Raw genomic sequence first — 26,194 nt, 5'->3', positions numbered from 1 at the left:
TCGTGCTGCGAATGTGGCTTGCACTGATGAGGCTTGCACTGACGAAGAAAGGGGGTGCGGTGTCATGACAGCGCCGACGCCCCTGCTCGATCTGGACGACGGGGACGCACTGGTTTCCGCGGACACCGAGGGCGTACTCCGTTCCGCCGCAATGGGGGGTGCCCAGATCCGGGCCACCCGGTCCGCGGTCGAGGAAGGGGCTCTCGAACGACTTCAGGGGCTGCGTCCGCGCAGCGTGGTGGTGGTCACCGGCGCGGGACGGGCCAGCCGCGGTGCCGGGATCCTGACGGCGGTCCTCGCCGAACGGATCGGATTCCCGCTGGTGCGCGCCACCCGGACCCCCGTCTGGGTGGGTCCGCTCGATGTGGTCGTGGTGGCCGGCGACGACGCAGGCGACCCCCGTCTCGTGCAGGCCGTCGACGCGGCGGTCCGGCGCGGCGCCGAAGTGGTGGTCGCAGCACCGGACGAGGGACCCTTGCAGGCGGCAGCGGCCGGACGCGTCGTCATGTTCGCGCCGCGGGTCCGGGCACTGACCCGGCACGGTCTGCTCCGGTACTTCGCGGTTCTGCTGGCCGTCCTGCGGGTGGTCGGTTCGGAACGCTGGGGCGACGAGGTCCCCGACCTCGAGCAACTCGCCGACGCGGTCGACGGTGAGGCGCTGCGCGACCGGCCGAACAGCGAGGTGTTCCACAACCCCGCGAAGTCTCTGGCCTCCCGCATGCAGGGACGCCGCATCGTGCTGACCGGTGATACGGAGAGCACGGTGGAGTTGGCCCGGCACGGCGCCGAGGCGCTGCTGCACGCTGGCCGCGTGGCGACGGCGTCGGAGCTTCCGGACGTGCTGAGCGCGGCGGGCACGTTCCGCGTCGACCAGGCGCTCTCCGCGCACGACTCGATCTTCCACGATCCCGAACTGGACGGTCCGCCGCCGGCGAGCCCGGTGCGCACGTTCGTGCTGTCGGCCGATGCCGACCGGATGCTCGTCGAACGCAGGATCGCGGTCCTGGGCGACGTCGACCTCGTCGTCGCGTCGTCCGACGAGGGGCAGGTTCCCTCGCAGCGCCCCGAATTGGAACAGGCGGCGGTCCTGGTCGGCAGGCTCGACATGACTGCCGCGTATCTACAGTTGATCGGCGGTATCTAGTGCACCGACTCGAAGGTGCGCTCCGGTCCTACGCGTGGGGATCGCGCACCGCCATCGCACAGCTGCGCGGACTTCCGGTTCCCACGGCCCATCCGGAGGCGGAACTGTGGCTGGGCGCGCACCCCGGTGATCCCGCCCGCGTCATCACCGACGAGGGGCCCCGGTCTCTTCTGGACCTGGTGCACGCGGAGCCCGAACGTCAGCTCGGGAAGCGCAGTGTCGAGACGTTCGGCGAGCGCCTCCCGTTCCTCCTGAAGTTGCTCGCGTCGGAGGAGCCGTTGTCGTTGCAGGCGCACCCGAGCGCCGAGCAGGCGTGGGAGGGCTTCGCCCGGGAGAACGAGGTGGGAATCCCCCTCGAGTCCTCCGTGCGCAACTACAAGGACGCCAGCCACAAACCCGAACTCGTCGTGGCCCTCAGCAGGTTCCACGCGCTCGCCGGCTTCCGGGACCCTCAGCGCACGGTCAAGCTGCTCGAGGCGATCGCCGTTCCGGAACTGCAGCCCTACGTGGGCCTGATCGCCGGCCAACCCGACTCGGACGGTCTCCGCGCGCTGTTCACCACGTGGATCACGTTGCCGCAGCCCGTGCTCGGTGCGCTGATGCCGAGGGTGCTCGACGGATGCGTCGACTATCTGTCGAACACCAAGGACGGTGAATTCGCGGCGGAGGTCCGCACTGCCCTCGAACTGAGCGAGGTGTACCCGGGGGATGCGGGTGTGCTCGCCGCGCTCCTGCTGAACCGGGTCACCCTCGAACCGGGGCAGGGTCTGTACCTCGACGCCGGCAACCTCCACGCCTACCTGCACGGGATGGCGGTCGAGATCATGGCCAACTCCGACAACGTGCTGCGCGGGGGACTGACGCCGAAGCACGTGGACGTACCGGAGTTGCTGCGTGTCCTCGATTTCGACACCGTCGACATTCCGATCCTGGAGGCTCGGGAGCGGCCAGGCGGGGGCGAATTCGTGTATTCGACGCCGGCGCCGGAATTCGTCCTCGCGCGGATCGATCTGTCACCGGCCGGCCCGGCGGAGCACCGGCTCGACTCGGATGGGCCGCACATTCTGTTGTGCACCTCGGGTTCGGTGGAGCTGCGGTGCGGAACCGACGGCCTCGAACTCTCCCAGGGAAACGCCGTCTGGATCGCGGCCGAGGACCCCGAAGTGGTGGTGACGGCGGGCACCGAGTGTGCCCAGTTGTTCAGTGCGAGGGTTGGCTCCCCGATCGCGCGTAGCCTGTGAGCCGCCCTGCGATCCGGGAAGGCCTCCGCGGCCCGTCGTCGTGAGGGTCGTGTGCGACCGAGAGGAGGAGTCAGTTGTCGGCTCATGGGGGAAAGAAGGCGATTCTCGCCGCGCTCGGTGCCAATGCAGGTATCGCGGTTGCCAAGTTCGCCGGCTTCCTGATCACCGGCTCGTCGTCCATGCTGGCGGAATCCGTGCACTCGGTGGCCGATACCTCCAATCAGGGCCTGCTCCTGCTCGGCCAGAGGAAGGCCGAACGCGCCGCCGACGATCTGCACCAGTTCGGCTACGGGCGCAGCCGCTACTTCTATTCGTTCGTCGTCGCGCTCGTGTTGTTCAGCCTCGGTTCGCTGTTCGCGATGTACGAGGGCATCCACAAGATCCAGCATCCCGAGGAACTGTCGTCGCCACTCGTGGCGGTGGTCATCCTGGTGATCGCCATCGCGCTCGAGGGGTTCAGCTTCCTCACCGCCATGCGGGAGTCGCGTCCGCTCAAGGGGCAGGCGAGCTGGTGGGGATTCATCCGCACGTCGCGCAGCCCGGAGCTACCCGTCGTGCTTCTCGAGGACACCGGCGCACTGGTCGGTCTCGTGCTCGCGCTCGGCGGTGTCGGGCTGACGATGCTCACCGGCGATCCGGTGTGGGACGGGGTCGGCACCCTCTGCATCGGCGCCTTGCTCGGCGTCATCGCGATCATCCTCATCGTCGAGATGCAGAGCCTGCTGATCGGTGAGGGCGCCACCGCCGACGAGGAGGCGAAGATCCTCGCCGCCCTCGCCGACGGCGAGAAGATCGAGCGCGTCATCCACTGCAAGACGCAGTACCTCGGGCCCGAGGAAATCCTCGTGGCGGCGAAAGTGGCGATGGCCCCCGGTTCGGACATCGGCACGATCGCCGAGGCCATCGACGAGGCCGAGGCGCGGGTGCGGGGCGCCGTCCCGGCGGCTCGCCGCATCTACATCGAACCCGACCTGTTCCGGGCAACCGAAGGCATAGGCTGAACGGCAACTTTCGATTGAGGAGGCTGATGTGGCCATCCAGGACAAAGGCAGCGGAGGACCGGATATCGGCGGCAGGCCGACCGGATTGTTCCGCACCAAGTCGATCGAGCAGTCGATCCGCGACACCGACGAACCGGAGACCAAACTCCGCAAGGATCTGACGGCGTGGGACCTGACTGTCTTCGGTGTCGCAGTCGTCATCGGTGCCGGCATCTTCACGCTCACCGCGCGCACCGCAGGCAACGTCGCGGGTCCCTCGGTGTCGGCGGCGTTCGTCATCGCCGCCATCGCGTGCGGCCTCGCCGCGCTCTGCTACGCGGAGTTCGCCTCGACCGTTCCGGTCGCGGGCAGCGCGTACACGTTCTCCTATGCGACGTTCGGTGAACTGGTCGCGTGGATCATCGGCTGGGACCTCATCCTCGAATTCGCGCTCGCCGCGTCGGTCGTGGCGAAGGGCTGGTCGCTCTATCTCGGTGAGGTGATCGGCAACCATTCGCCGATCGCGCAGATCGGCTCGGTCAAATTCGACTGGGGCGCGGTACTCATCGTCGCGATCATCACCGTCGTGCTGGCGACGGGCACCAAGCTGTCGTCGCGCGTCTCACTCGTGATCACCTCGATCAAGGTGGCCGTCGTCCTGGTCGTCGTGGTCGTCGGCGCGTTCTACATCGACCCCGACAACTACTCGCCGTACATTCCGCCGTCCGAGGCGGGCAGCACGGGCGAGGGTATCCATCAGTCCCTGTTCTCGTACGCCACGGGCGCGGGCGGCAGCACGTTCGGCTGGTACGGGCTGCTCGCGGCGGCCAGCCTCGTATTCTTCGCGTTCATCGGGTTCGACATCGTCGCCACCACCGCCGAGGAGACGAAGAATCCGCAGAAGGCGCTGCCCCGCGGAATCCTGGGCTCCCTGCTGATCGTGACGATCCTGTACGTGGCGGTGACGCTGGTGCTCACCGGCATGGTCGACTACCACGAATTGGCCGGGGACAGTTCCAATCTGGCCACCGCCTTCGGCATTCACGGGATCACGTGGGCGAAGAACCTGATCTCGTTCGGTGCACTGGCCGGCCTGACCACCGTGGTGATGGTCCTCATGCTCGGGCAGACCCGCGTGCTGTTCGCCATGTCCCGGGACGGGCTGATGCCGAGGCGGCTGGCGCCGACCGGCAAGCACGGCACCCCCGTTCGGATCACCGTGCTCGTCGGTGTCGTGGTGGCCGTGCTGGCGGGCGTCTTCCCGATCGGCACCCTCGAGGAGATGGTGAACATCGGAACGCTGTTCGCGTTCGTCCTCGTGTCGATCGGCGTGATCGTGCTGCGCCGCACCCGCCCGGACCTGCCCCGCGGATTCCGGGTCCCGTTCGTGCCGGTGGTGCCCATCCTCGCGGTTCTCGCCTGCGTGTGGCTGATGGTCAACCTGTCCGTCGAGACGTGGATCCGGTTCATCGTGTGGATGGTGCTCGGTGTGATCATCTATTTCGCCTACAGTCGCCGTCACTCGATGATGGAGCGGCGGAGCCGCGGCGAGGTCTGACACGCCGGAGGGTGTCCTGCTGGGGCGCAGGGGGTTTCGGTGCCTCGCGGTGGTGTGCCGCCGTAATTCGTTGGGACGACTCCCCGGACGAGCGGAGCCGACCGGATTACGGTGCGGCGAAAGCGGGGCACTAAGGTCGTCGCCATGACTTCGTCGCGTGTCCGGGTGCCCTATCAGGAGGCTGCGCGGCTGCTGCTGCGTCAGTCGGTGCTGGACGCGATGCGGGATCTCCTGTTCGAGAAGGACTGGTCCGACATCACGATGTCGGATGTCGCGGCCGGTGCCGGGGTGAGCAGGCAGACGCTCTACAACGAGTTCAAGTCCAGGCAGGGGCTGGCGGAGGCGTACGCCCTCCGGCTCGCCGACGAACTGGTCGACGCGGTCGACGAGGCGCTGGTGACGAACGTCGGGCAGGGCCGCGCCGCGCTGCTCGCCGGTTTCACCGCGTTCTTCGCGGCCAGCCTGTCCGACCCTCTGGTGCAGTCACTTCTGCGCGGCGAGACCAAGCCCGACCTGCTGCGGCTGATCACGACCGAGAGCGCCCCGATCATCGAGCGGGCGTCGACGCGGCTCGCCGAGGTGTTCCAGCGGGGCTGGGTGCGGGCGAACCCGTCGGACGCGGGGATCCTCAGCCGCGCCATCGTGCGTCTCGCTATGAGTTACATCTCGATGCCACCCGAATCCGAGGCCAACGTCGCCGAGGATCTGGGTGCTCTTCTGGGTCCTTTCGTGGACGAGGCGGTCGGCGGAGCCGATCGGGAGTGATCGCCCGGCCGCGCAGCGTCACGTGAGTGTGACCCCCGGGCCGCAGTACCGATAGCCTTGACCGAAACAGCAGTCAACCAGGAGAGGCAGATGACGACCTCAGTTTCAACCACGCCCGTGGCCGAGAGCCGTAACGGGATCGATTTCAAGGTGGCGGACCTTTCGCTCGCCGAGTTCGGCCGCAAGGAGATCCGGCTCGCCGAGCACGAGATGCCGGGACTGATGGCCCTCCGTCGCGAGTACGCAGAGGTGCTGCCGCTCAAGGGTGCTCGCATCTCCGGTTCGCTGCACATGACCATCCAGACGGCCGTGCTCATCGAGACGCTCACCGCGCTGGGCGCCGAGGTCCGCTGGGCCTCGTGCAACATCTTCTCGACGCAGGATCACGCCGCCGCCGCGATCGTCGTCGGCCCCCACGGCACACCGGAGGAGCCGCAGGGCACCCCGGTCTTCGCGTGGAAGGGCGAGACGCTCGAGGAGTACTGGTGGGCCGCCGAGCGGATGCTCACCTGGCCGGACGCCGACAAGCCGGCGAACATGATCCTCGACGACGGCGGCGACGCCACGATGCTCGTCCTCAAGGGCGCGCAGTTCGAGAAGGCGGGCGTCGTGCCGCCCACCGACGACGACCAGGATTCCGACGAGTACAAGGTGTTCCTCGCCCTGCTGCGTCAGTCCCTCGAAGCAGACAAGACCAAGTGGACGAAGGTTGCGGAGTCGGTCCAGGGCGTCACCGAGGAGACCACGACCGGTGTCCTGCGTCTGTACCAGGTCGCTGCTGCCGGTGAACTCGTCTTCCCGGCCATCAACGTCAACGACTCGGTCACCAAGAGCAAGTTCGACAACAAGTACGGCACCCGCCACTCGCTGCTCGACGGCATCAACCGCGGCACCGACGTGCTGATCGGCGGCAAGGCCGCGCTCGTCTGCGGTTACGGCGACGTCGGCAAGGGTTGCGCAGAGGCGCTGCGCGGGCAGGGTGCCCGCGTCGCGGTCACCGAGGTCGACCCCATCAACGCCCTCCAGGCACTGATGGACGGCTTCGAGGTGAAGACGGTCGAGCAGGCCATCGGCTGGGCCGACATCATCATCACGTCCACGGGCAACAAGGACATCATCACGTTCGATCACATGAAGCAGATGAAGCACCAGGCCATCCTGGGCAACATCGGTCACTTCGACAACGAGATCGACATGGCCGGCCTCGAGCGTTCCGGTGAGATCACCCGCATCAACATCAAGCCGCAGGTGGACGAGTTCCGGTTCAAGGACGGCCACTCGATCATCGTGCTGTCCGAGGGGCGCCTGCTGAACCTCGGCAACGCGACCGGCCACCCCTCGTTCGTGATGAGCAACAGCTTCTCCAACCAGGTGATCGCCCAGATCGAGCTGTGGACGAAGCCGGAAGAGTACGACAACGAGGTGTACCGCCTTCCGAAGCACCTCGACGAGAAGGTCGCGAAGATCCACGTCGAGGCCCTCGGTGGCACCCTCACCAAGCTCACCAAGGAGCAGGCGGAGTACATCGGCGTCGACGTCGAGGGCCCGTTCAAGCCCGAGCACTACCGGTACTAGAGGCCGCGGCGTCCCCCGGTCCGTCGCGTGCGGGCCGGGGGATAGCCTTTCTCCCCGTGGGAACACTGATTGCGCTGGAAGGCCTGGACGGCGCGGGCAAGCGAACACTCGTCGGAGCGGTCGTGGCCCGCCTCGCCGAACGGGGTCTGACGGTCGGCACCCTCGACTTTCCGCGGTACGGCCGGTCCGTGCACGCCGATCTGGCATCCGAGGCGCTCAAGGGCGCGCACGGGGACCTCGCCGACTCCGTGCACGCGATGGCCGTCATGTTCGCGCTGGACCGGTCCGGTGCCGTCGGCGAGCTGTCCGCGCTGCTCGCCGGCCACGACCTGGTGATCCTCGACCGCTATGTGGCGTCCAACGCCGCGTACGGCGCGGCCCGGTTGCACCAGGCGGCGGACGGGGAGTTCGTCGGCTGGGTGGCGAACCTCGAATTCGAGCGGCTGGGGCTGCCCCGACCCGACCTGCAGCTGTACCTGGATGTTCCCGTGGCGCTCGCCGCGCAACGCGCCCGTGGCCGCGAATCGGCGGATTCCAGCCGGTCGCTCGACGCCTACGAACGCGACCGTGGGCTGCAGGAACGCACCGGTGAGGTGTACCGCGAGCTGGCCGTGAAGGACTGGATTTCGCCGTGGTGGGTGCTCACCCCGGACACCGATCCGGTCACGCTCGCCGAAAACCTGGCACTCTTGAGTGACGACACGGCACGCCGTGACGAGAAAGAACACGGCACGCCGTAACGGCGAACGGGCTGTTACGGCCTCCGAAGATGCAACGATAGGGACATGAAGCCAAGGATTCTGGTTGTCGACGACGACACTGCGCTCGCGGAGATGCTCACGATCGTGCTCCGCGGCGAAGGATTCGATCCGTATGTGGTGGGGGACGGGACCCAGGCGCTCACCGCGGTCCGGGAGACACGCCCCGACCTGGTGCTGCTCGACCTGATGCTGCCCGGCATGAACGGCATCGACGTGTGCCGTGTCCTGCGGGCCGATTCCGGTGTTCCCATCGTGATGCTGACCGCGAAGACGGACACCGTCGACGTGGTCCTCGGATTGGAATCCGGCGCGGACGACTACATCATGAAGCCGTTCAAGCCCAAGGAGCTGGTGGCTCGGGTCCGCGCTCGGCTTCGCCGGACCGAGGACGAGCCGGCCGAGCTGCTCAGCATCGCCGACATCGTCATCGACGTCCCCGCCCACAAGGTGAGCCGGGGCGAAGAACTGATCTCCCTCACCCCCCTCGAGTTCGACCTGCTGGTGGCTCTGGCGCGCAAGCCGCGACAGGTGTTCACCCGTGAGGTGCTGCTCGAGCAGGTGTGGGGTTACCGACATGCGGCCGACACCCGACTGGTCAACGTGCACGTGCAGCGCCTGCGCGCCAAGGTCGAGACTGATCCCGAGAATCCCGAAGTGGTTTTGACGGTCAGGGGGGTCGGCTACAAGGCCGGACCGCCGTGACAGGTGTTTCCCGATGGCGGCGTCGTGTCAACCGACGCGTTTCGCCGATCCTTCGGTGGGGTCACTCACTGAGCAATACCCTCGCGCACACGTGGCGTCGTTCGCTGCAGCTGAGGGTCGTCGTCTCGACGTTGACGTTGTCGCTCATCGTCATCGTCGTGCTCGGCGTCGTGCTGACGAGTCAGATCACCGACCGTCTGCTCGAGACGAAGATCAACGCGGCCACCGAGGAGATGGACCGTGCCCGGAGCACGGTGGAGGGGCAGCTGGCAGGCGCGGACGACAGTAGTTCGCCCACCACGCAGCTCGACGGCGCCAGGGCCGCCCTGACGAACCGTGAACCCGACGCCGGGCAGGCGTCGGGTTCGGCGGGGACGTTCGACCCGGTGCTGATCGTGCCCGGTGACGGCCCCCGTGCGCCGACGTCGAGTGGTCCGGCGGACCAGATCCCGGAGTCGCTGCGGGCGTTCGTCCAGGCCGGTCAGGTGGCGTACCAGTTCGCCACCGTGAACGATCCGGAAGGCTATTCGGGGCCGGCGCTGATCGTCGGGAGCCCGACCGCGTCGGCGATCTCCACACTCGAGCTGTACCTCGTGTTCCCGCTGGCCAGTGAGGACCGCAGCCTGTCGCTGGTCCGCGGCACGCTGCTGGTGGGTGGCGCCGTGCTCGCCGTGCTGCTCGCGGCCATCGCGCTCCTCGTCGCCCGGCAGGTGGTCCTGCCCATCCGGTCGGCGTCACGGATCGCGGTGCGTTTCGCGGACGGCCGGTTGAAGGAACGGATGCCCGTGCGCGGCGAGGACGACATGGCCCGGCTGGCGATGTCGTTCAACGAGATGGCGGAGAGTCTGTCCAAGCAGATCACCCAGCTCGAGGAGTTCGGAAATCTCCAGAAGCGATTCACCTCCGACGTGAGCCACGAACTACGGACGCCGCTGACGACCGTGCGCATGGCGGCCGACCTCATTCACGACGGCAGCGACGATCTCGACCCCGTGCTGCGGCGGTCCTCGGAGTTGCTGGTCGCGGAACTGGACCGATTCGAGGGGCTGCTGGCCGACCTCCTCGAGATCAGCAGGCACGACGCCGGCGTCGCGGAACTGGCCGCCGAGCAACTCGACGTCCGGATGTGTGCGCGTGCGGCGATCTCGACCGTCCGCCACCTCGCGCGCGAGAGCGGGACCGAACTGATCGTGGACCTGCCCGATCAGGCGGTGATGGCCGAGGTGGATCCGCGTCGGGTGGAGCGCATCCTGCGGAACCTGCTGGCGAACGCGATCGATCACGGAGAAGGCAAGCCGGTGCTGCTGCGCGTGCGCGCCGACGACAGCGCTGCGGCGTTCATCGTGCGCGACCAGGGCGTGGGCCTGCGGCCGGGCGAGGAGAAGCTGGTGTTCAACAGGTTCTGGCGGTCCGATCCGTCGCGCGTGCGGCGGTCGGGCGGTACCGGCCTCGGACTCGCGATCAGCGTGGAGGACGCGAATCTCCACGACGGCAGGCTCGAGGCGTGGGGTGAACCCGGCCAGGGCGCCTGCTTCCGGTTGACGCTGCCCCGGGTGCGGGGACGCAAGGTCGTGTCGAGCCCGCTGCCGCTGAAACCAGGAACCGTGAAATACGTTCAAGGACAGCCGGTTCCGGGCGACGACACGTTGCCGGTGCGCAACGAGGCCCCGGAGGCGGCGGCCGACGAGTCCCGCACGATTCCCAAGCAACGTGAGCGTGCGCACGTCGGTGACCGGGACGGTGCGCACGTGCCGGAGTCGGACCTGTGACGCCCGGCCGGCGATCCGCCCTGCAGTCGCGGTCGGTGTGCGGTGCGATCGCCCTCGCGGTGCTCGTGACCGTCAGCGGGTGCGCGAGCCTCCCGGATTCGTCCACCCCGCAGGCGATCGGCACGATCAACCGTGACTCGCCGGGCTCGAGTGTCGCGGCCCCGGCGCCGGGACGCGAACCAGACCTGCTGCTGCGCGACTTCTTCAAGGCCAGCACCGATCCGACCGACCGGCACCTCGCGGCCCGCCAGTTCCTCACCCCCGGTGTGTCCGGCAGGTGGGACGACGCGGCCAGCGCCACGATCGTCGACAAGGTCGACGTGCTCCCGGAGACCCGGTCGGCCGACCAGGCGACGTACACGATCCGCGCCAACAAGGTGGGTCAGCTCGAGCCCGGTGGGCTGTACGTTGCGGAGGAGGGCAGTTTCGAGACGAAGATCAGTCTCGAGCTGCAGGGCGGCGAATGGCGGATCTCCGAACTCCCCGCAGGCGTGATCCTCGATCGGGCGCAGTTCCTGAACACGTACCAGCGCAAGTCGCTGTACTTCCTCGACCCGGCCGGGACGACGGTCGTGCCGGACCCGCGCTGGGTGTCGGGCGCCCAGGACCAGATGGCGTCGCAGCTGATCGGCCTGCTGATCGACGGGCCCAAGGCCGCGCTCGCCCCGGCCGTCCGCAACGAGCTCGGTGACGGGGTCTCGGTGCGCGGCCCGATCACGAAGGCCGACGGCCGCACCGCGCAGGTCGGGGTGGGGCTCGGCGGGATCCGGATCGACTTCGCCGGCGTGCCGCCGATGGACGCGCAGCAGAAGCAGCTGTTCGCGGCGCAGGTGATCTGGACGCTGGCCAACGCGGAGATCTCGGGCCCCTACGTGCTGCTCGCCGACGGCGAGCCGTTCGACGAACGGTTCCCGAACGGGTGGACCACCGCCGACGTCGCGTCCATGAACCCGTTCGCGACGTCCAGCGCCACCGTCGGCCTGCACGCGCTGCGCGAGGGGTCGATGGTGAGCGTCACCGAGACCGGTGTCACCCCGGTGCCCGGGTACTTCGGTTCGGCCCGCAACATGCGGTCGCTCGCGCTGTCGCAGGACGGGAAACTGGTCGCCGCGGTCGCGGACACCGGGCGTCCCGCGCCGGAACCCGCGAGTTCGCTGATGGTCGGGGCGTACGAGGACGGTGCCGCATCGGTGCTCGAGGGTGGCGCGATCACCCGACCCACGTGGGCGCCCGACAACTCGGCGATCTGGGCAGCGGTCAACGGCAACACGGTCATTCGGGTGTTGCGCGAGCCCGGCACCGGCCGGACGTCGGTGGTCAACGTCGACGCAGGCGCCGTCACCGCACTGGGCGCCACGATCACCGAGTTGCGCCTGTCCCGCGACGGGGTGCGTGCGGCACTGATCGTCGACGGCAAGGTCTATCTCGCCATCGTCACCCAGACGCCGGGTGGTCAGTACGCGTTGACGAATCCCCGTGCGGTCGCGATCGGGCTGGGCAGCCCGGCGCTGTCCCTGGACTGGAGCACGAGCGACACGATCGTCGTCGCGCGTGCGGCGTCGGACATCCCGGTGGTGCAGGTGGCCGTCGACGGTTCGCGGATGGACGCGCTGCCGAGTCGCAACCTGACCGCGCCGGTGGTGGCCGTGGACGCGTCGACGACCACGGAGTTCGTCGCCGACTCCCGGGCGGTGTTCCAGTTGAACAACAACGATCCGGCCGGCGACCGGTACTGGCGGGAGGTTCCCGGGTTGACGGGTGTGAAGGCGATCCCGGTCCTGCCGGGCTGAGGCCGCCGCTGCGGGCCGGCTGTCGGTGCGAACGCGGATACTGCCCGCATGCGCGCCCTGCCCGGTCTCCGCACCCTGCTCGACCTGATCCTGCCCGCCGAGTGCGGCGGGTGCGGGGTGCCGGGCACCCAGTGGTGTGCCCGCTGCGCCACGGAGTTGGCCGACGATCCCGTGCTGCTCCGGCCGCGGGTGGACCCCGGCGTCGGGGTGTGGGCGCTCGGGCCGTACTCGGGTGCCCGCCGCCGGGCCGTCATCGCCGCGAAGGAGCGTGGGCGGCGCGATCTCGCTGCGCCGCTCGGATCCGCCGTAGCGGGCGCTCTGAGCCGTCTGCAACAGTGGGGTGAACTCGACCCGCCGGACGTCGCCCCGGTGGTCCTCGTGCCGGCTCCGACGCGTCCGCGGGCGGCCCGTGCACGCGGCGGTGACCCCGTCACGCGGATCGCCGTCGCCGCGGTAGGGGACAGGCGCGTGTGTCCCGCGCTCGTGATGCGGCGCGCCGTGCGTGATTCGGTCGGACTGAACGCAGATCAACGTCGAGTAAACCTAGAGGGTGGCGTTCGGTTGACGCGCAGCGGCGCAGCATTCGCGCGACATCTCGAGTCGGAATCGCCGTCATTGCACAGGGTTTCGGTGGTTCTTCTGGACGACGTGTCGACCACCGGCGCGACCGCGACCGAGTCGGTTCGGGTGTTGTCGAGAGTGGGTATCCGGATCAGCGCGGTGGTCGTGGTGGCGGGTGTTGGATGAAATTCTGCCGAACAGTGGCACTCGCGCGCGTTACGTACTAGCGTCGCGGACACACCCGAAAACACAGGTAGGAGGTGGAACTTCGAACCTGGTGCCGGGCGGACCCCCTTCCGGCATTGCTCAAACTCGCCGCCGCCCATCAAGGGGCGGGGCCGTAATCGGGAGGTACGAGTGACGACCCCTTCGCAAGCCTCGGTTTTCGTCGACGACCGCACCACGGAAGCACAAGAGAAGACGGATACCCCCACCGCCGAGATCGTCGTCAAGGGACGCAACGTCGAGGTACCCGACCACTTCCGCGTGTACGTCTCCGAGAAGCTGTCGCGCCTCGAGCGCTTCGATCCCTCCATATTCCTGTTCGATGTCGAACTTCACCACGAACCCAATCGGCGCCAGAGGAAGAACTGCCAGCGCGTCGAGATCACTGCCCGAGGCAAGGGGCCGGTAGCCCGAGCCGAGGCATGCGCCGACAGTTTCTATGCAGCATTCGAGTCGGTGACCGCCAAGCTCGAGAGCAGGCTCCGCCGCACGAAGGATCGCAAGAAGGTCCATTACGGGGAAAAGACCCCGGTGTCGGTGGCGGAGGCCACCGCCGCACTCGCCGAGGACGACAGTCTCGGCATCAGTCCCGACATCTCCCTGGACGGTCAGGTGTCGGACGAGCACACACCGGGTCATGTCGTGCGTACCAAGGAACACAAGGCCACGCCGATGACCGTCGACGACGCTTTGTACGAGATGGAGCTGGTAGGACACGATTTCTTCCTGTTCCACGACAAGGAGTCGGACAAGGCGACCGTCGTCTACCGGCGGCACGCGTTCGACTACGGATTGATCCGTCTGGCGTGATGTACTCCCGTTCCGCCTGACGATCCGAGCGGTCGGTCTACTCGTCCGATCGCGGAAGCGCCTACCATGGAATCCGGCCGGGGTTCTCGGACCTCCGGCCGGATTTTGTGTGTCACCCATCCACTGCCGAAGATTGAGGACGAACAAGACTGTGCCGTCGCTGTCGCTATCGAAGCTGCTCCGTGTTGGTGAAGGTCGCATGGTCAAGCGGCTCAAGCACATCGCCGACCACGTTTCCTCGCTGTCGCCCGAGGTCGAAGACCTGACCGACGAGCAACTCCGCGCGAAGACCGAGGAGTTCCGCGCCCGCTACCGTGACGGCGAGACGCTCGACGAGCTGCTGCCCGAGGCGTTCGCGGTCGCCCGCGAGGCGTCCTGGCGGGTCATCGACCAGCGGCACTTCCACGTGCAGATCATGGGCGGCGCCGCCCTCCACTTCGGCAACATCGCCGAGATGAAGACGGGTGAGGGCAAGACCCTGACCTGCGTGTTGCCCGCATACCTCAACGCGATCGCCGGGGACGGCGTGCACGTGGTCACGGTCAACGACTACCTCGCCAAGCGCGACTCCGAATGGATGGGCCGCGTCCACCGCTTCCTCGGACTCGACACCAGCGTGATCCTGTCCGGCATGTCGCCCGCCGAGCGTCGCGCGGCCTATGCGGCGGACATCACGTACGGCACCAACAACGAGTTCGGGTTCGACTACCTGCGCGACAACATGACGCACTCCCTGGACGATCTCGTCCAGCGCGGTCACAGCTTCGCCGTGGTCGACGAGGTCGACTCTATCCTCATCGACGAGGCCCGGACCCCGCTCATCATCTCCGGCCCCGCCGATGCGTCGAGCAAGTGGTACGCGGAGTTCGCCCGCATCGCGCCGCTGCTCAAGCGTGACGTGCATTACGAGGTCGACATCCGCAAGCGCACCATCGGCGTCCACGAGGCCGGCGTCGAGCTCGTCGAGGACCAGCTCGGCATCGACAACCTGTACGAGGCCGCCAACTCGCCGCTCGTGAGCTACCTGAACAACGCCATCAAGGCCAAGGAACTGTACACGAAGGACAAGGACTACATCGTCCGCGACGGCGAAGTGATCATCGTCGACGAGTTCACCGGCCGCGTCCTCGTCGGCCGCCGGTACAACGAGGGCATGCACCAGGCGATCGAGGCCAAGGAGAAGGTCGAGATCAAGGCCGAGAACCAGACCCTCGCCACGATCACGCTGCAGAACTACTTCCGCCTGTACGACAAGCTGTCGGGCATGACGGGTACGGCCGAGACCGAGGCCGCAGAGCTGCACCAGATCTACAACCTCGGCGTCATCCCGATCCCCACCAACCGGCCGATGGTCCGCGTCGACAACGGCGACCTGATCTACAAGACGGAGGAAGCCAAGTTCGACGCCGTCGTCGACGACGTGGTGGAGCGGCACGAGAAGGGCCAGCCGGTCCTCATCGGCACCACCAGCGTCGAGCGGTCCGAGTACCTGTCGAAGCAGTTCACCAAGCGCGGGGTGGCACACAACGTCCTGAACGCGAAGTTCCACGAGCAGGAAGCCCAGATCATCGCCGAGGCCGGCCGGTCGGGCGCGGTCACGGTGGCCACCAACATGGCCGGTCGTGGTACCGACGTCGTGCTCGGCGGCAACCCCGACATCATCGCGGACATCGCGCTGCGCAAGCAGGGCCTCGACCCCGTCCACACCCCCGACGACTACGAGGCGGCGTGGGACGACGTCCTCGACCAGGTCAAGGCCGAGGTGAAGGCCGACGCCGACAAGGTCCGCGAGGCCGGCGGGCTGTACGTCCTCGGCACCGAGCGGCACGAGTCCCGGCGCATCGACAACCAGTTGCGCGGCCGGTCGGGTCGTCAGGGCGATCCGGGTGAGTCGCGGTTCTACCTGTCACTCGGCGACGAGTTGATGCGACGGTTCAACGGTGCGGCGCTCGAGTCGATCATGACCCGGCTCAATCTGCCCGACGACGTCCCGATCGAGGCGAAGATGGTCTCGAAGGCCATCAAGAGCGCTCAGACGCAGGTCGAGCAGCAGAACTTCGAGATCCGCAAGAACGTCCTCAAGTACGACGAGGTGATGAATCAGCAGCGCACGGTCATCTACAACGAGCGCCGTCAGATCCTCGAAGGCAAGGACATGGAGGGCCAGGTCGAGAAGATGATCACCGACGTGGTCACCGCCTACGTCGACGGCGCCACCGCGGAGGGCTATGTCGAGGACTGGGATCTCGAACAACTGTGGACGGCGCTCAAGACGCTGTACCCGATCGGTGTCGACTACAAGGAACTGGTCGGCGACGGCGACGACGAGACGAAGGACATCACCGCCGACGAGCTGCGCGAGACCCTGCTGAAGGACGCGCACGAGGCCTACGCACGGCGTGAGGCCGAGATCGACGGCGTCGCCGGTGAGGGATCGATGCGCGAACTCGAGCGCCGGGTCCTGCTGAGCGTCCTCGACCGGAAGTGGCGTGAGCACCTCTACGAGATGGACTACCTGAAGGAGGGCATCGGCCTGCGGGCGATGGCCCAGCGTGATCCGCTCGTCGAGTACCAGCGCGAAGGTTTCGACATGTTCGGTGGGATGCTCGAGGGCCTGAAGGAGGAGTCGGTCGGATTCCTGTTCAACCTCCAGGTCGAGGCGGCCGCCCCGCAGGCGGCGCAGGCCCCGGGTGTCAGCGTCACCGCGGCTTCCGCCGCGGCGACGGCGTCGGCTGCACCCGCTCCGGCGGCACCGCGACCGCTGCCCACCCAGGAGGCAGCGCAGCAGGCGCAGGGCACGGCGGCACCGTCGGCCCTCCGCGCGAAGGGACTGGACGACGGTGAGCCCCGCGGGCTCACGTATTCCGGGCCCGCCGAAGACGGCAACGCCCAGCTCAGCCGCCGCGGAGCGGCCGAATCGGACGATTCCGCCGACGCCGGAACCCGTCGCCAGCGGCGCGAGGCCGCGCGGTCGCAGTCGAAGGGTAAGAAGGCCCCGCGTACCAAGCGCAAGCGCTGACCGCAGCGGGGACGATCAGCCGATCACCAGCGAGGTGACGGTCCAGCCCGTGTCGGACTGTTGTTCGACACGGGCAGCGATCACGAAGATCCGTGGCCCCCGGCCGTACGTGCCGAAGGCCTCGAAGACGCAGGGCTCCACCGCGCGCAGATGCACGCGGACGAGCGCCGCCACACCGAGTCGCCGGGCAGGCGACTCCGCGAGCGCGAACGTGCGCACCACGTCGACGAGCGACGGCGCCACCAGCGGCCGCAGTTGCCGGACGTTGCGCCGCCGATCCAGCACTTCGAGAACGAGCCGGAACGCCTGCTCCGTGAACCGCTGAACGTCCGGCGACGGAATCGGCAGTGTTCCCGGGTGCCTCGCGGCGGTGCGCGGCGACGCCCCCGAGTGCGGCGACGACCGGTGTCTGCCGTGCCCGAGCGGGTGCCGCGCACCCGACTGCGCCGCCGAACCTCCCGGCAGGATCGGCGCGGCGTCGTCGCCGGCCGCCGGCTCGAAGCGCGGCACCCGTGACAGGAACGTGTAGGACTCACTCATTTCTTACCCCCCGGTTTCGGCATGAGACAGCCGTCGTAGCGGTCATAATCGCACGGATCCCGGCGTCGTGTCGCCGAACCGTGGAGCGGACCCTAGGGTGGGGACGTGCGGGGATTGATATTGGACTTCGGCGGAGTTCTCGCGGGTCCCGGTTCGGACATGGACGGCCTGTCGTCCGTCCTCGCCGGTGCCCGGACCCGTGGTGTGCGGACCGCGATCCTCAGCAACGATCCCGGCGGTCCCGGCGCGCAGTGGTTGCGGGAACTCGGCGACGGCCGGCTGGTCGATCAGGTCGTGCTGTCCGGGGATGTCGGTGTCGCCAAACCTGATCCGCGGATCTACCGGCTGACGGCCGGCGCGCTCGGTCTGGAGCCGGGCGACTGTATCTTCGTCGACGACCTGCCGGCCAACGTCCGGGGCGCAGTGGCTGTCGGGATGGTGGGCATCCACCACGTCGACGGCGCGGCCACGGCGGACGAGATAGCGATACTTCTCGAGGTGGATCGAGACGGGATGCAAGGGGGACAGGCGCCGACATGGTGACGAGACTGACTACGCAGGATGCATCGTTCTACTTCCTCGAGGCGAGCAGTACGCCGATGCACGTGGGATCGCTGGCGATCTTCCGGAAGCCGCGAAACGGGTTGTCCTACGAGGAATTACTGAACCTGGTCGAGGAGCGGTTGAGCCTGGTGCCGCGCTACCGGCAAAAGGTGCGGGAGGTGGCGCTGGGACTGTCGCGGCCGGTGTGGGTGGACGACCAGGACTTCGACATCGAGTACCACGTCCGGCGGTCGGCGCTGCCGAAGCCCGGATCGGACGCCCAGTTGCACGACCTGGTCGCACGGCTCACGTCCCGGCCCCTCGACAACACGCGTCCCCTGTGGGAGATGTATCTGGTGGAGGGGTTGTCGAACAACCGCTTCGCGATCTTCACGAAGTCTCATTCCTCGCTGGTCGACGGCGAGACGGCGCTCGAGATCGGTCAGGTGATCCTGGACCCGGCGAAGACCCGGCGGCCGATGGCCGAGGAACTGTGGATGCCGAGCCCCGCCCCCAGTGAGTCCACTCTCATCGCGGGGGCGCTGGCGGAGATGGTGTCGAGGCCGGGCGAGGGTCTGGCCGCGCTGCGGATGACGTTGGGTGACATGGCGTCTGCGCTCGGCGAGACCGTGCGCACCGTCGGTAAGCTCGCCGCCGTGGTCCGCACCGCGACGCAGGTGGCGCCGTCGAGTCCGCTCAATGCGACGATCTCCCGCAATCGGCGCTTCGCGGTGGTCAAGACCGAACTGGGCGACTACCGGAAGATCCGCGCGCAGTACGGGTGCGAGGTCAACGACGTCATCCTCGCCGTCGTGTCGGGTGCGATGCGGTACTGGCTGCTGTCCCGCGGTGAACCGGTGGCCGAGTCGACCACGGTCCGGGCCATGGTCCCGATGTCCGTGTACGCGACGGATCCCGAGGCCGACGACGAGGCGTCCCGCCGCGGCGAGTGGGCGGACCCGCGGAGCATGGTGTCGTCCTTCCTCATCGACCTGCCGGTCGGGGAACCGAACGCGGTGGTGCGGCTGTCGCACGTGGCGCACGCCATGGAGGCGCACGCGAAGCAGAGTCAGCGGGTCACCGCGGAGACCCTGGTGCGGTTGTCGGGGTTCGCGCCCGCCACGCTGCACGCGATGAGTGCCCGTGTCGCGAGCAGCTTCTCGCAGCGCATGTTCAATCTGATGATCACCAATGCTCCGGGTCCGCAGATGCCGTTGTACGTCGGGGGAGCGCGGATGCTCGAGATGTACCCGGTGTCGCCCCTGCTGAAAAACCAGACTTTGAGCATCGGCCTCACGTCCTACGACGGCAACGTCTACTACGGTTTGAATGCAGACCGTGACGCCATGGCCGACGTGGACGTGGTGGCGGCGCTGCTGTACGAATCTCTCGAGGAGTTGTTGGATGCCAGCCGGTGAGAAGTCTGCGGTGCGAATGACGGGTGACGCATGACGAGGGTGTACGTTCCCGCGACGATCGAGATCCTGCAGCGGCTCGTCGCCGACCAGGAGTTCGATCCGATGAGCCGTACCGCCTTCGCCGTCACCGCCACGCTCCGCGAGGCGTACTCGTCGGGCGACGACGACGAACTGGCCGAGGTCGCGATGGCCGAGGCCGCCCGGGCGTCGCTGCGTCTGATCGCGGGCCGGGTGGGGGAGAGCGGGAGCGACGGGGTCCGCTTCCGCCGCGCCGTGGTCGCCGCGGACATCGACGACGTGACACCCCGTCCGGACCTCGACGACGCCGTCGTCCGGTTGCCCGGTCCGGTGACTATCGGCCGGGTCGCGTCGGTGCACGTGGACCTCGCGGAGGCCGAGCGCGACATCGAACGGGCCGTGTCGGCGATCGACGAGGCGGATCTCGGGGATCCGGACGCCGAGTTCGTTCTCGGTGACGCCGAGGATCACGTTCTGGCGTGGTACGCCACCCAGGAGCTTCCGTTCCTGCTCGAACTGCTCTGACCGGTGCGTCCTCTTACCTTGGGGTAACCTACGGTACCGTAACTTGAAAACCTACGGTAGCGTAGGTCGTGACGGAAAAGGTGGAGGTCGGATGGGTCTGAAGGATTGGATCGAGGCGCCCGCAGCAGCGGTCGTGCCCGCCAAGCGGTCCAAGCTCAATTGGTTGCGCGGTGCGGCGGCACGTCTGACGACGCCGTTGCTACCCGACGACTACCTGCACCTGGCCAACCCGCTGTGGTCCGCCCGCGAGCTGCGTGGACAGATCGTGGACGTGCGCGCGGAGACGGCGGACTCCGCCACGATCGTCATCAAGCCGGGCTGGGGATTCGACTTCGACTACGAGCCCGGCCAGTACATCGGCATCGGCCTGCACATCGACGGACGCTGGCACTGGCGTTCGTACTCCCTCACCTCGCCGCCGAACTGGGACGACAAGCGCATCTCCATCGCAGTCAAGGCGATGCCTGAGGGATTCCTGTCGAGTCACCTCGTCAACGGTGTGCCGTCCGGGACGATCGTCCGGCTCGCGACGCCCACGGGCAACTTCGCGTTGCCCGACCCGCCGCCGCAGCGCATCCTGTTCCTCACCGCGGGCAGTGGCATCACTCCCGTCATGGCGATGCTGCGCACGATGAACCGGCGCGGCCAGCTCCCGGACGTCTTCCACGTCCACTCGGCGCCCACCGACGCCGACGTGATGTTCGCCGACGAACTCACCCAGCTCCACGAGGAGCACGACGACTTCCGGTGCAAGATCCAGCTCACCCGCAGCCAGGGCAAGTTCGCGTTGTCCTCGCTCGACGAGGTGTGCCCGGACTGGCGCGAACGGCAGACGTGGGCCTGCGGGCCGCTGCCGATGCTCGACGAGATCGAGACGCTGTGGCGCGACGAGAACATCGAGGGCAAGCTGCACCTCGAGCGTTTCGCCGTCTCCCGCGCGGACACGTCCGGCGAGGGCGGAACGGTGACGTTCGCCAAGGCCGACAAGACCGTCACGATCGACGGTGCCACCACTCTCCTCGAGGCCGGTGAGCAGGTCGGGGCGCTCATGCCGTTCGGCTGCCGGATGGGGATCTGCCAGACCTGTGTCGTGCCGATCCTCGCCGGGCACGCTATCGACCTGAGGTCCGGCAAGCAGCATGCCGAAGGTGACCGAGTCCAGACTTGTATCTCGGCGGCGGCAGGGGACTGCACGCTCGACGCGTGAGCGTGAGCGTGTTGTTCACCTGACTCCGCTATTCTCGGACTCTCACCAGACGGAGGAGCACGGTGGCGATCACCGACATCAAAGAGTTCGCGCATCTGACCGAAGCGGACATCGAATCGCTCGGGCGTGAGTTGGATGCGATCCGGCTCGACGTGGAGGATTCGCGCGGCGTCCGCGACGCCCGATACATCCGCCGGGCCATCAGGGCGCAACGACTGCTGGAGCTCGGTGGCCGGCTCGCACTGTTCGGGAGCCGGTACCGGCCGGCCTGGCTGGCGGGCACCGCGATGCTCTCCCTCTCGAAGATCATCGAGAACATGGAACTCGGCCACAACGTGATGCACGGCCAGTGGGACTGGATGAACGATCCGGAGATCCACTCGATGTCGTGGGAGTGGGACCAGACCGGCCCGTCCGAGCACTGGAAGCGGGCCCACAACTACTCCCATCACACGTTCACCAACATCGTGGGAATGGATTCCGACGTCGGTTTCGGCATCCTCCGGATGACCCGCGACGAGGAGTGGCGGCCGATCAACCTGCTGCAGCCGTTCGCCAACATCGTCCTGGCCGCCACGTTCGAGTGGGGGATCGCGCTCCACGACCTCACGTTCGCGGCCGAGTTGGAGGGCGCGGAGAAGGGGCAGCTCAACTCGCAGGCCAACAAGGATTTCGCCCGCAAGATCTTCCGTCAGGTCGGCAAGGACTTCCTCCTGTTCCCGGTGCTCGCGGGACCGGCGTGGAAGTCGACGCTGACGGCGAACACCACCGCCAATCTCGTGCGGAACCTGTGGGCGTATGTGGTGATCTTCTGTGGGCACTTCCCGGACGGTGCCGAGAAGTTCACCGTGGACGAATACGAGAACGAGACCCGGCACGAGTGGTACCTCCGGCAGATGCTCGGCAGCGCCAACTTCGACTCCGGCAAGATCATGGGTTTCATGAGCGGGAATCTCAGCTACCAGATCGAGCATCATCTGTTCCCCGATCTGCCGAGCAACCGGTACCCGGAGATCGCCGTGAAAGTGCGGGCGCTGTGCGAGAAGTACGACCTCCCCTACACCACGGGGTCGCTCGCCAAGCAGTACCTGCTGGCCCTGCGCACGATCCACAAACTCGCCCTGCCCGACCGCTTCCTGCGCGCGACGGCGGACGACGCCCCCGAGACGTCCTCGGAACGGAAGTTCCGCGATGCTCGCGACGCGGGTGCCGCGATGGTCGAGACGCTGCGCACGGATCCCGTGACCGGACAGCGCCGGGGTCTGCTGTCGGCGCTGCGCGCCCACGCGGAGGCCAAGATCTCGCGCCGTCGTCGGTGATTTCACTCACACCTACACTCAAGTAACCTACGGTGTCGTAACTTACGGTACGGTAGGTCATGTCAGCGCCTATCCGGTGTGAACTGTCGACCCAGCCAGGAGGAGGTCCCCCATGGCGATTGCAGATGTCAAGGAATACGCACATCTCACCGAAGCCGATGTCGAGGCGCTCGGGCGCGAGTTGGATGCGATCCGCCGCGATATCGAAGAATCTCGCGGGGAGCGCGACGCGCGCTACGTGCGGAACACCATCAGGTTGCAGCGTGGACTCGAGATCGGCGGCCGCGCAGTGCTGTTCGCGAGCAAGCGGCGCCCTGCCTGGCTGGCGGGCACGGCCTTGCTCTCCCTCTCGAAGATCATCGAGAACATGGAACTCGGCCACAACGTCATGCACGGCCAGTGGGACTGGATGAACGATCCGGAGATCCACTCCACCTCGTGGGAGTGGGACGTGACGGGACCGTCCGCTCACTGGAAGCAGACGCACAACTACATCCACCACAAGTACACCAACGTCCTCGGCATGGACGACGACGTCGGATACGGACTGCTGCGCGTCACACGTGACCAGCGGTGGAAGCCGTTCAATACCGGCAATCTCCTCTACAACACCCTGCTGGCGCTGTTCTTCGAGTACGGCATCGCGGCGCAGCACCTCGAACTCGGCAAGGTCGCCAAGGGGCGCGTACCGAGCGAGGAAACCCAGCGCAAGCTTCGCGAGGTCGGCGAGAAGATCGGCAAGCAGATCCTCAAGGACTACGTGATCCACCCCGCGGTCACCGGTCCCGCGTGGAAGAGCACGCTCACTGCCAATATCGCCGCGAACATGATCCGCAACGTGTGGACCAACGCGATCATCTTCTGCGGGCACTTCCCGGACGGCGCCGAGAAGTTCACGAAGGCCGACATCGACAGCGAGACGCAGCCCGAGTGGTACCTGCGCCAGATGCTCGGTAGCGCGAACATCGACGGCGGCAGGCTGATGGACTTCATGTCCGGCAACCTGAGCTACCAGATCGAGCACCACCTGTTCCCCGACCTGCCGAGCAACCGCTACGCGGAGATCGCCGTCCGGGTGCGGGAGTTGTGCGAGAAGTACGACTTGCCGTACACCTCCGGCCCGTTCCTGGTGCAGTACGCGAAGTCGTGGCGCACCATCGCCAAGCTGTCGTTGCCGAACAAGTACCTCAAGGCGACCACGGACGACGCGCCGGAGACGGCGTCGGAGCGCAAGTTCGGTGGAAACACCACGGCGACAATCGATCCCGTGACCGGCCGCCGTCAGGGGTTGAGTTCCGCGATCAAGCGCACCCGCAAGCGTCGCGGTCTGCGCGCGCTGCTTTCCCGCTAGACAGTTCCGCCACGGCGCGGTTCGTCCCTCACCAGGCCTCGTTGGACGCGATGGCCGTGAGGAGGTGACGGACCGCGTCGACGCGTTTGGCGGCCTTGCCCTCGAGGTGGTCGAGCGCGCATTCGGGGTCCGCGGGCGGGCCGAGGTGGGTACACCCTCGCGGGCAGTCCTCGATGGCCGCGGCCAGATCGGAGAACGCGGCCACCACGTTCTCCGGGGAGATGTGGGCCAGTCCGAACGACCGGATGCCCGGGGTGTCGATCACCCAGCCGCCCGACGGGAGCGGCAGCGCGACCGATTGCGTGGACGTGTGCCGGCCCTTGCCCACGCCGGACACCACGCCGACGGCCCGGTCGGCGTCGGGCACGAGACGGTTGACGAGAGTTGACTTCCCGACCCCCGAATGCCCGATCAGCGCGGTGAGCCTGCCGGACAGCATGGACAGGACCTCGTCGACCGGATCGTCGCGGCCTGCCACGACCACGGGGACGTCGAGGTCGGCGAACGCGCTCGCGAACTCCTCGGGCGGCTCGAGGTCGCTCTTCGTCAGGCACACGATGGGGCTCAGCCCGCCCGCGTACGCGGCGACGAGCGCGCGTTCGACGAATCCCGTCCGCGGCGGCGGGTCGGCGAGCGCCACGACGATCAGCAACTGCTGCGCGTTGGCCACCACGATCCGCTCGTACGGGTCGGTGTCGTCGGCGGTGCGCCGCAGCACCGTGGCGCGCTCGGCCACCCGCACGATCCGCGCCAGGGTGTCGGGTTTGCCGGACAGATCGCCGACGACGCTCACCTCGTCGCCCACCACGATGGGGGTGCGGCCCAGTTCGCGGGCGCGCATGGTGACAAGGGGACGCTCGGGGTCGCCGCCCAGAACGCAACCCCACCGGCCGCGGTCGACGGCGACGACCATCGCCGACTCGGCGGCGAGGTGCTCCGGCCGGGTTTTCGTGCGCGGGCGCGTTCCTCGGCCCGGGCGCACCCGGACGTCGGACTCGTCGTACTGCCTGCGACTCAGAAGCTCGCCTTCCGACCGGTGCCCGCAGCCGCGGACAGCATTGTGGCCCACAGGTTCTCGAAACCGGGCAGCGTCTTCGCCGTGGTGCCGATGTCCTCGATCTCGATGCCGTCGACCCGCAGCCCGACGATGGCTCCGGCCGTCGCCATCCGGTGGTCGGCGTAGGAACGCCACCTCCCGCCGTGCAGGTCGGCGGGCACGATCGTGAGGCCGTCCTCGGTCTCGGTGACGTTTCCGCCGAGCGAGTTGATCTCGTGCGCGAGCGCGGCCAGCCGGTCGGTCTCGTGTCCGCGCAGATGCGCGATGCCGCGCAGGCGGGACGGGCCGTCCGCGAGTGCCGCGAGCGCCGCGACGGTCGGGGTGAGTTCGCCGACGTCGTGCAGGTCGATGTCGATGCCGGTCAGCTGCTGGGGGCCGCGGACGGTGAGGTTCGCCCCGTCCCGCCGGACGTCGGCGCCCATCGCCAGCAGGATCTCGCGGATCGCGTCGCCGGGCTGCGTCGTCTCGGCAGGCCACAGCGGAACGGTCACCTCACCGCCGGTGACGGCGGCGGCGGCGAGGAAGGCGGTGGCATTCGACAGGTCGGGCTCGATCACCCGGTCGACGGCCCGCACCGGACCGGGGCTCACCCGCCACGTGTCGGCCTCCCCGCCCGTCGCCGGGGTGGAGACCTCGACACCCGACTCGCGCAGCATCTCGACCGTCATGTCGATGTGCGGCATCGACGGGACCGTCTTGCCGTCGTGATGAACCGTGACGCCCTCGTCGAACGCGGCGGCCGACAGCAGCAGCCCGGACACGAACTGCGAAGAACCGGACGCGTCGATCGTGACCCGGCCACCGCGCAGGGAGCCCGCGCCGCGGACGGTGAACGGCAGGGAGTCGCCGTCGATGTCCGCGCCGAGACCGCGCAGCGCGTTCAGGATCGTGTCGAGCGGGCGGGTACGCGCCTGCTCGTCGCCGTCGAATTCGACCGTTCCCTCGGCGAGCGCGGCGACCGGCGGAAGGAACCGCATGACGGTGCCCGCCAGGCCGCAGTCGACCGCACCGCCCCGGAGGCGTCCGGGAGTGACCCGCAGCGTCGTGTCGGCGCCGGCCGTCTCGATGCCGATCCCCAGCGTCCGGAGTGCGTCGATCATGAGGTCGGTGTCCCGGCTGCGCAGTGCCCCGGTGAGGGTGGACGGAGCGTCCGCGAGTGCGGCGAGGATCAGCGCGCGATTGGTGATCGACTTCGATCCGGGGAGGGCGACCGTCGCGACGACGGGCGCTTCGGCACGGGGGGCGTTCCACAGGCTCAGGCTCACGGTCTCCATCTTCGCCCATCGGGCGGGTCGCCGGGCGGGGTGGGCGGCGTG

Annotated in this window: 22 protein-coding genes; 19 read left to right on the top strand and 3 right to left on the bottom strand. The window is 67.9% G+C overall.

From position 1 onward, the window contains the following. Positions 1 to 64 precede the first annotated feature (64 nt). The 13 genes from CJ179_RS05505 to secA all read left to right on the top strand — a co-directional run bounded on the left by CJ179_RS05505 (position 65) and on the right by secA (position 16,900). Positions 65 to 1,144, top strand: coding sequence for a tobH protein (locus tag CJ179_RS05505; RefSeq protein ID WP_072937621.1), 1,080 nt, complete (start codon positions 65 to 67; stop codon positions 1,142 to 1,144). After that, positions 1,144 to 2,385: a mannose-6-phosphate isomerase, class I gene (manA, locus tag CJ179_RS05500; RefSeq protein ID WP_095860855.1), complete on the top strand. Its 1,242-nt coding sequence runs from the start codon at positions 1,144 to 1,146 to the stop codon at positions 2,383 to 2,385. Before CJ179_RS05505 ends, manA begins: the two co-directional genes overlap by 1 nt. Positions 2,386 to 2,459: 74 nt before the next feature. Further along, positions 2,460 to 3,386: a cation diffusion facilitator family transporter gene (locus tag CJ179_RS05495; RefSeq protein ID WP_095860854.1), complete on the top strand. Its 927-nt coding sequence runs from the start codon at positions 2,460 to 2,462 to the stop codon at positions 3,384 to 3,386. Between the two features lie 28 nt (positions 3,387 to 3,414). Then, positions 3,415 to 4,923, top strand: coding sequence for an amino acid permease (locus CJ179_RS05490; protein WP_072937624.1), 1,509 nt, complete (start codon positions 3,415 to 3,417; stop codon positions 4,921 to 4,923). Between the two features lie 144 nt (positions 4,924 to 5,067). Further along, the gene (locus CJ179_RS05485; RefSeq protein ID WP_072937625.1) at positions 5,068 to 5,688 is read left to right on the top strand and encodes a TetR/AcrR family transcriptional regulator; all 621 of its coding nucleotides are present in this window, start codon (positions 5,068 to 5,070) and stop codon (positions 5,686 to 5,688) included. Positions 5,689 to 5,778: 90 nt separating this feature from the next. After that, positions 5,779 to 7,263 (top strand): adenosylhomocysteinase, encoded by a 1,485-nt coding sequence (gene ahcY, locus CJ179_RS05480; protein ID WP_095860853.1) that lies wholly within the window; start codon positions 5,779 to 5,781, stop codon positions 7,261 to 7,263. Positions 7,264 to 7,319: 56 nt separating this feature from the next. Continuing rightward, positions 7,320 to 8,003: a dTMP kinase gene (locus CJ179_RS05475; RefSeq protein ID WP_095860852.1), complete on the top strand. Its 684-nt coding sequence runs from the start codon at positions 7,320 to 7,322 to the stop codon at positions 8,001 to 8,003. Positions 8,004 to 8,048: 45 nt separating this feature from the next. Then, positions 8,049 to 8,726, top strand: a complete 678-nt coding sequence (mtrA, locus tag CJ179_RS05470) for an MtrAB system response regulator MtrA (protein ID WP_005240059.1) — start codon at positions 8,049 to 8,051, stop codon at positions 8,724 to 8,726. Further along, positions 8,723 to 10,495, top strand: coding sequence for an MtrAB system histidine kinase MtrB (gene mtrB / locus CJ179_RS05465; protein WP_095860851.1), 1,773 nt, complete (start codon positions 8,723 to 8,725; stop codon positions 10,493 to 10,495). The genes mtrA and mtrB overlap by 4 nt, the downstream gene beginning before the upstream one ends. Further along, complete coding sequence (gene lpqB / locus CJ179_RS05460; RefSeq protein WP_072937629.1) at positions 10,492 to 12,285, top strand: MtrAB system accessory lipoprotein LpqB; 1,794 nt, start codon at positions 10,492 to 10,494, stop codon at positions 12,283 to 12,285. Before mtrB ends, lpqB begins: the two co-directional genes overlap by 4 nt. Positions 12,286 to 12,333: 48 nt before the next feature. Next, positions 12,334 to 13,032, top strand: a complete 699-nt coding sequence (locus CJ179_RS05455) for a ComF family protein (protein WP_095860850.1) — start codon at positions 12,334 to 12,336, stop codon at positions 13,030 to 13,032. Positions 13,033 to 13,203: 171 nt separating this feature from the next. Then, the gene (hpf, locus tag CJ179_RS05450; protein ID WP_072937631.1) at positions 13,204 to 13,881 is read left to right on the top strand and encodes a ribosome hibernation-promoting factor, HPF/YfiA family; all 678 of its coding nucleotides are present in this window, start codon (positions 13,204 to 13,206) and stop codon (positions 13,879 to 13,881) included. Between the two features lie 151 nt (positions 13,882 to 14,032). Then, positions 14,033 to 16,900 carry a preprotein translocase subunit SecA gene (gene secA, locus CJ179_RS05445; protein ID WP_072937632.1) on the top strand — a complete coding sequence of 956 codons (2,868 nt, stop codon included), beginning with the start codon at positions 14,033 to 14,035 and terminating at the stop codon, positions 16,898 to 16,900. A gap of 15 nt (positions 16,901 to 16,915) precedes the next feature. Here secA and CJ179_RS05440 read toward each other — a convergent pair whose 3' ends face one another. Beyond that, positions 16,916 to 17,440 carry an Rv3235 family protein gene (locus CJ179_RS05440; RefSeq protein ID WP_072937633.1) on the bottom strand — a complete coding sequence of 175 codons (525 nt, stop codon included), beginning with the start codon at positions 17,438 to 17,440 and terminating at the stop codon, positions 16,916 to 16,918. A 105-nt stretch (positions 17,441 to 17,545) separates the two neighbouring features. Between CJ179_RS05440 and CJ179_RS05435 the strand changes: the two genes are divergently transcribed. The 6 genes from CJ179_RS05435 (at position 17,546) to CJ179_RS05410 (ending at position 23,821) form a co-directional block, all read left to right on the top strand. Further along, on the top strand, positions 17,546 to 17,983 hold the full coding sequence (locus CJ179_RS05435; protein WP_095860849.1) for an HAD-IA family hydrolase: 438 nt from the start codon (positions 17,546 to 17,548) through the stop codon (positions 17,981 to 17,983). Continuing rightward, positions 17,977 to 19,401 carry a wax ester/triacylglycerol synthase family O-acyltransferase gene (locus tag CJ179_RS05430; protein WP_095860848.1) on the top strand — a complete coding sequence of 475 codons (1,425 nt, stop codon included), beginning with the start codon at positions 17,977 to 17,979 and terminating at the stop codon, positions 19,399 to 19,401. Before CJ179_RS05435 ends, CJ179_RS05430 begins: the two co-directional genes overlap by 7 nt. A gap of 30 nt (positions 19,402 to 19,431) precedes the next feature. After that, positions 19,432 to 19,944, top strand: coding sequence for a hypothetical protein (locus CJ179_RS05425; RefSeq protein WP_072937636.1), 513 nt, complete (start codon positions 19,432 to 19,434; stop codon positions 19,942 to 19,944). A gap of 91 nt (positions 19,945 to 20,035) precedes the next feature. Further along, positions 20,036 to 21,151 (top strand): ferredoxin reductase, encoded by a 1,116-nt coding sequence (locus CJ179_RS05420; protein WP_072937637.1) that lies wholly within the window; start codon positions 20,036 to 20,038, stop codon positions 21,149 to 21,151. Between the two features lie 62 nt (positions 21,152 to 21,213). Further along, entirely contained in the window at positions 21,214 to 22,470 is a 1,257-nt protein-coding gene (locus CJ179_RS05415; protein ID WP_072937638.1) for an acyl-CoA desaturase, read from the top strand. A 112-nt stretch (positions 22,471 to 22,582) separates the two neighbouring features. Next, positions 22,583 to 23,821 (top strand): acyl-CoA desaturase, encoded by a 1,239-nt coding sequence (locus CJ179_RS05410; protein ID WP_095860847.1) that lies wholly within the window; start codon positions 22,583 to 22,585, stop codon positions 23,819 to 23,821. Between the two features lie 28 nt (positions 23,822 to 23,849). Here CJ179_RS05410 and rsgA read toward each other — a convergent pair whose 3' ends face one another. After that, positions 23,850 to 24,890, bottom strand: a complete 1,041-nt coding sequence (rsgA, locus tag CJ179_RS05405; protein WP_083395563.1) for a ribosome small subunit-dependent GTPase A — start codon at positions 24,888 to 24,890, stop codon at positions 23,850 to 23,852. Further along, a complete protein-coding gene (gene aroA / locus CJ179_RS05400; protein WP_095860846.1) occupies positions 24,836 to 26,152 on the bottom strand; it encodes a 3-phosphoshikimate 1-carboxyvinyltransferase in 1,317 nt (438 codons plus the stop codon). Before aroA ends, rsgA begins: the two co-directional genes overlap by 55 nt. Positions 26,153 to 26,194: the final 42 nt, after the last annotated feature.

It is taken from the genome of Rhodococcus sp. ACS1 (assembly GCF_002300155.1).
In the GTDB taxonomy this organism is placed as follows: domain Bacteria; phylum Actinomycetota; class Actinomycetes; order Mycobacteriales; family Mycobacteriaceae; genus Rhodococcus_F; species Rhodococcus_F koreensis.
This window is presented reverse-complemented; position numbering and strand designations above follow the sequence as displayed.

Excerpts from the sequence above, each read along its gene's own strand:
- CJ179_RS05505 (WP_072937621.1), top strand. The coding sequence starts at position 65 with ATGACAGCGCCGACGCCCCTGCTCGATCTGGACGACGGGGACGCACTG.
- CJ179_RS05485 (WP_072937625.1), top strand. The coding sequence starts at position 5,068 with ATGACTTCGTCGCGTGTCCGGGTGCCCTATCAGGAGGCTGCGCGGCTG.
- ahcY (WP_095860853.1), top strand. The coding sequence starts at position 5,779 with ATGACGACCTCAGTTTCAACCACGCCCGTGGCCGAGAGCCGTAACGGG.
- mtrA (WP_005240059.1), top strand. The coding sequence starts at position 8,049 with ATGAAGCCAAGGATTCTGGTTGTCGACGACGACACTGCGCTCGCGGAG.
- CJ179_RS05455 (WP_095860850.1), top strand. The coding sequence starts at position 12,334 with ATGCGCGCCCTGCCCGGTCTCCGCACCCTGCTCGACCTGATCCTGCCC.
- CJ179_RS05440 (WP_072937633.1), bottom strand. The coding sequence starts at position 17,440 with ATGAGTGAGTCCTACACGTTCCTGTCACGGGTGCCGCGCTTCGAGCCG.
- CJ179_RS05430 (WP_095860848.1), top strand. The coding sequence starts at position 17,977 with ATGGTGACGAGACTGACTACGCAGGATGCATCGTTCTACTTCCTCGAG.
- CJ179_RS05425 (WP_072937636.1), top strand. The coding sequence starts at position 19,432 with ATGACGAGGGTGTACGTTCCCGCGACGATCGAGATCCTGCAGCGGCTC.
- CJ179_RS05420 (WP_072937637.1), top strand. The coding sequence starts at position 20,036 with ATGGGTCTGAAGGATTGGATCGAGGCGCCCGCAGCAGCGGTCGTGCCC.
- CJ179_RS05410 (WP_095860847.1), top strand. The coding sequence starts at position 22,583 with ATGGCGATTGCAGATGTCAAGGAATACGCACATCTCACCGAAGCCGAT.
- aroA (WP_095860846.1), bottom strand. The coding sequence starts at position 26,152 with ATGGAGACCGTGAGCCTGAGCCTGTGGAACGCCCCCCGTGCCGAAGCG.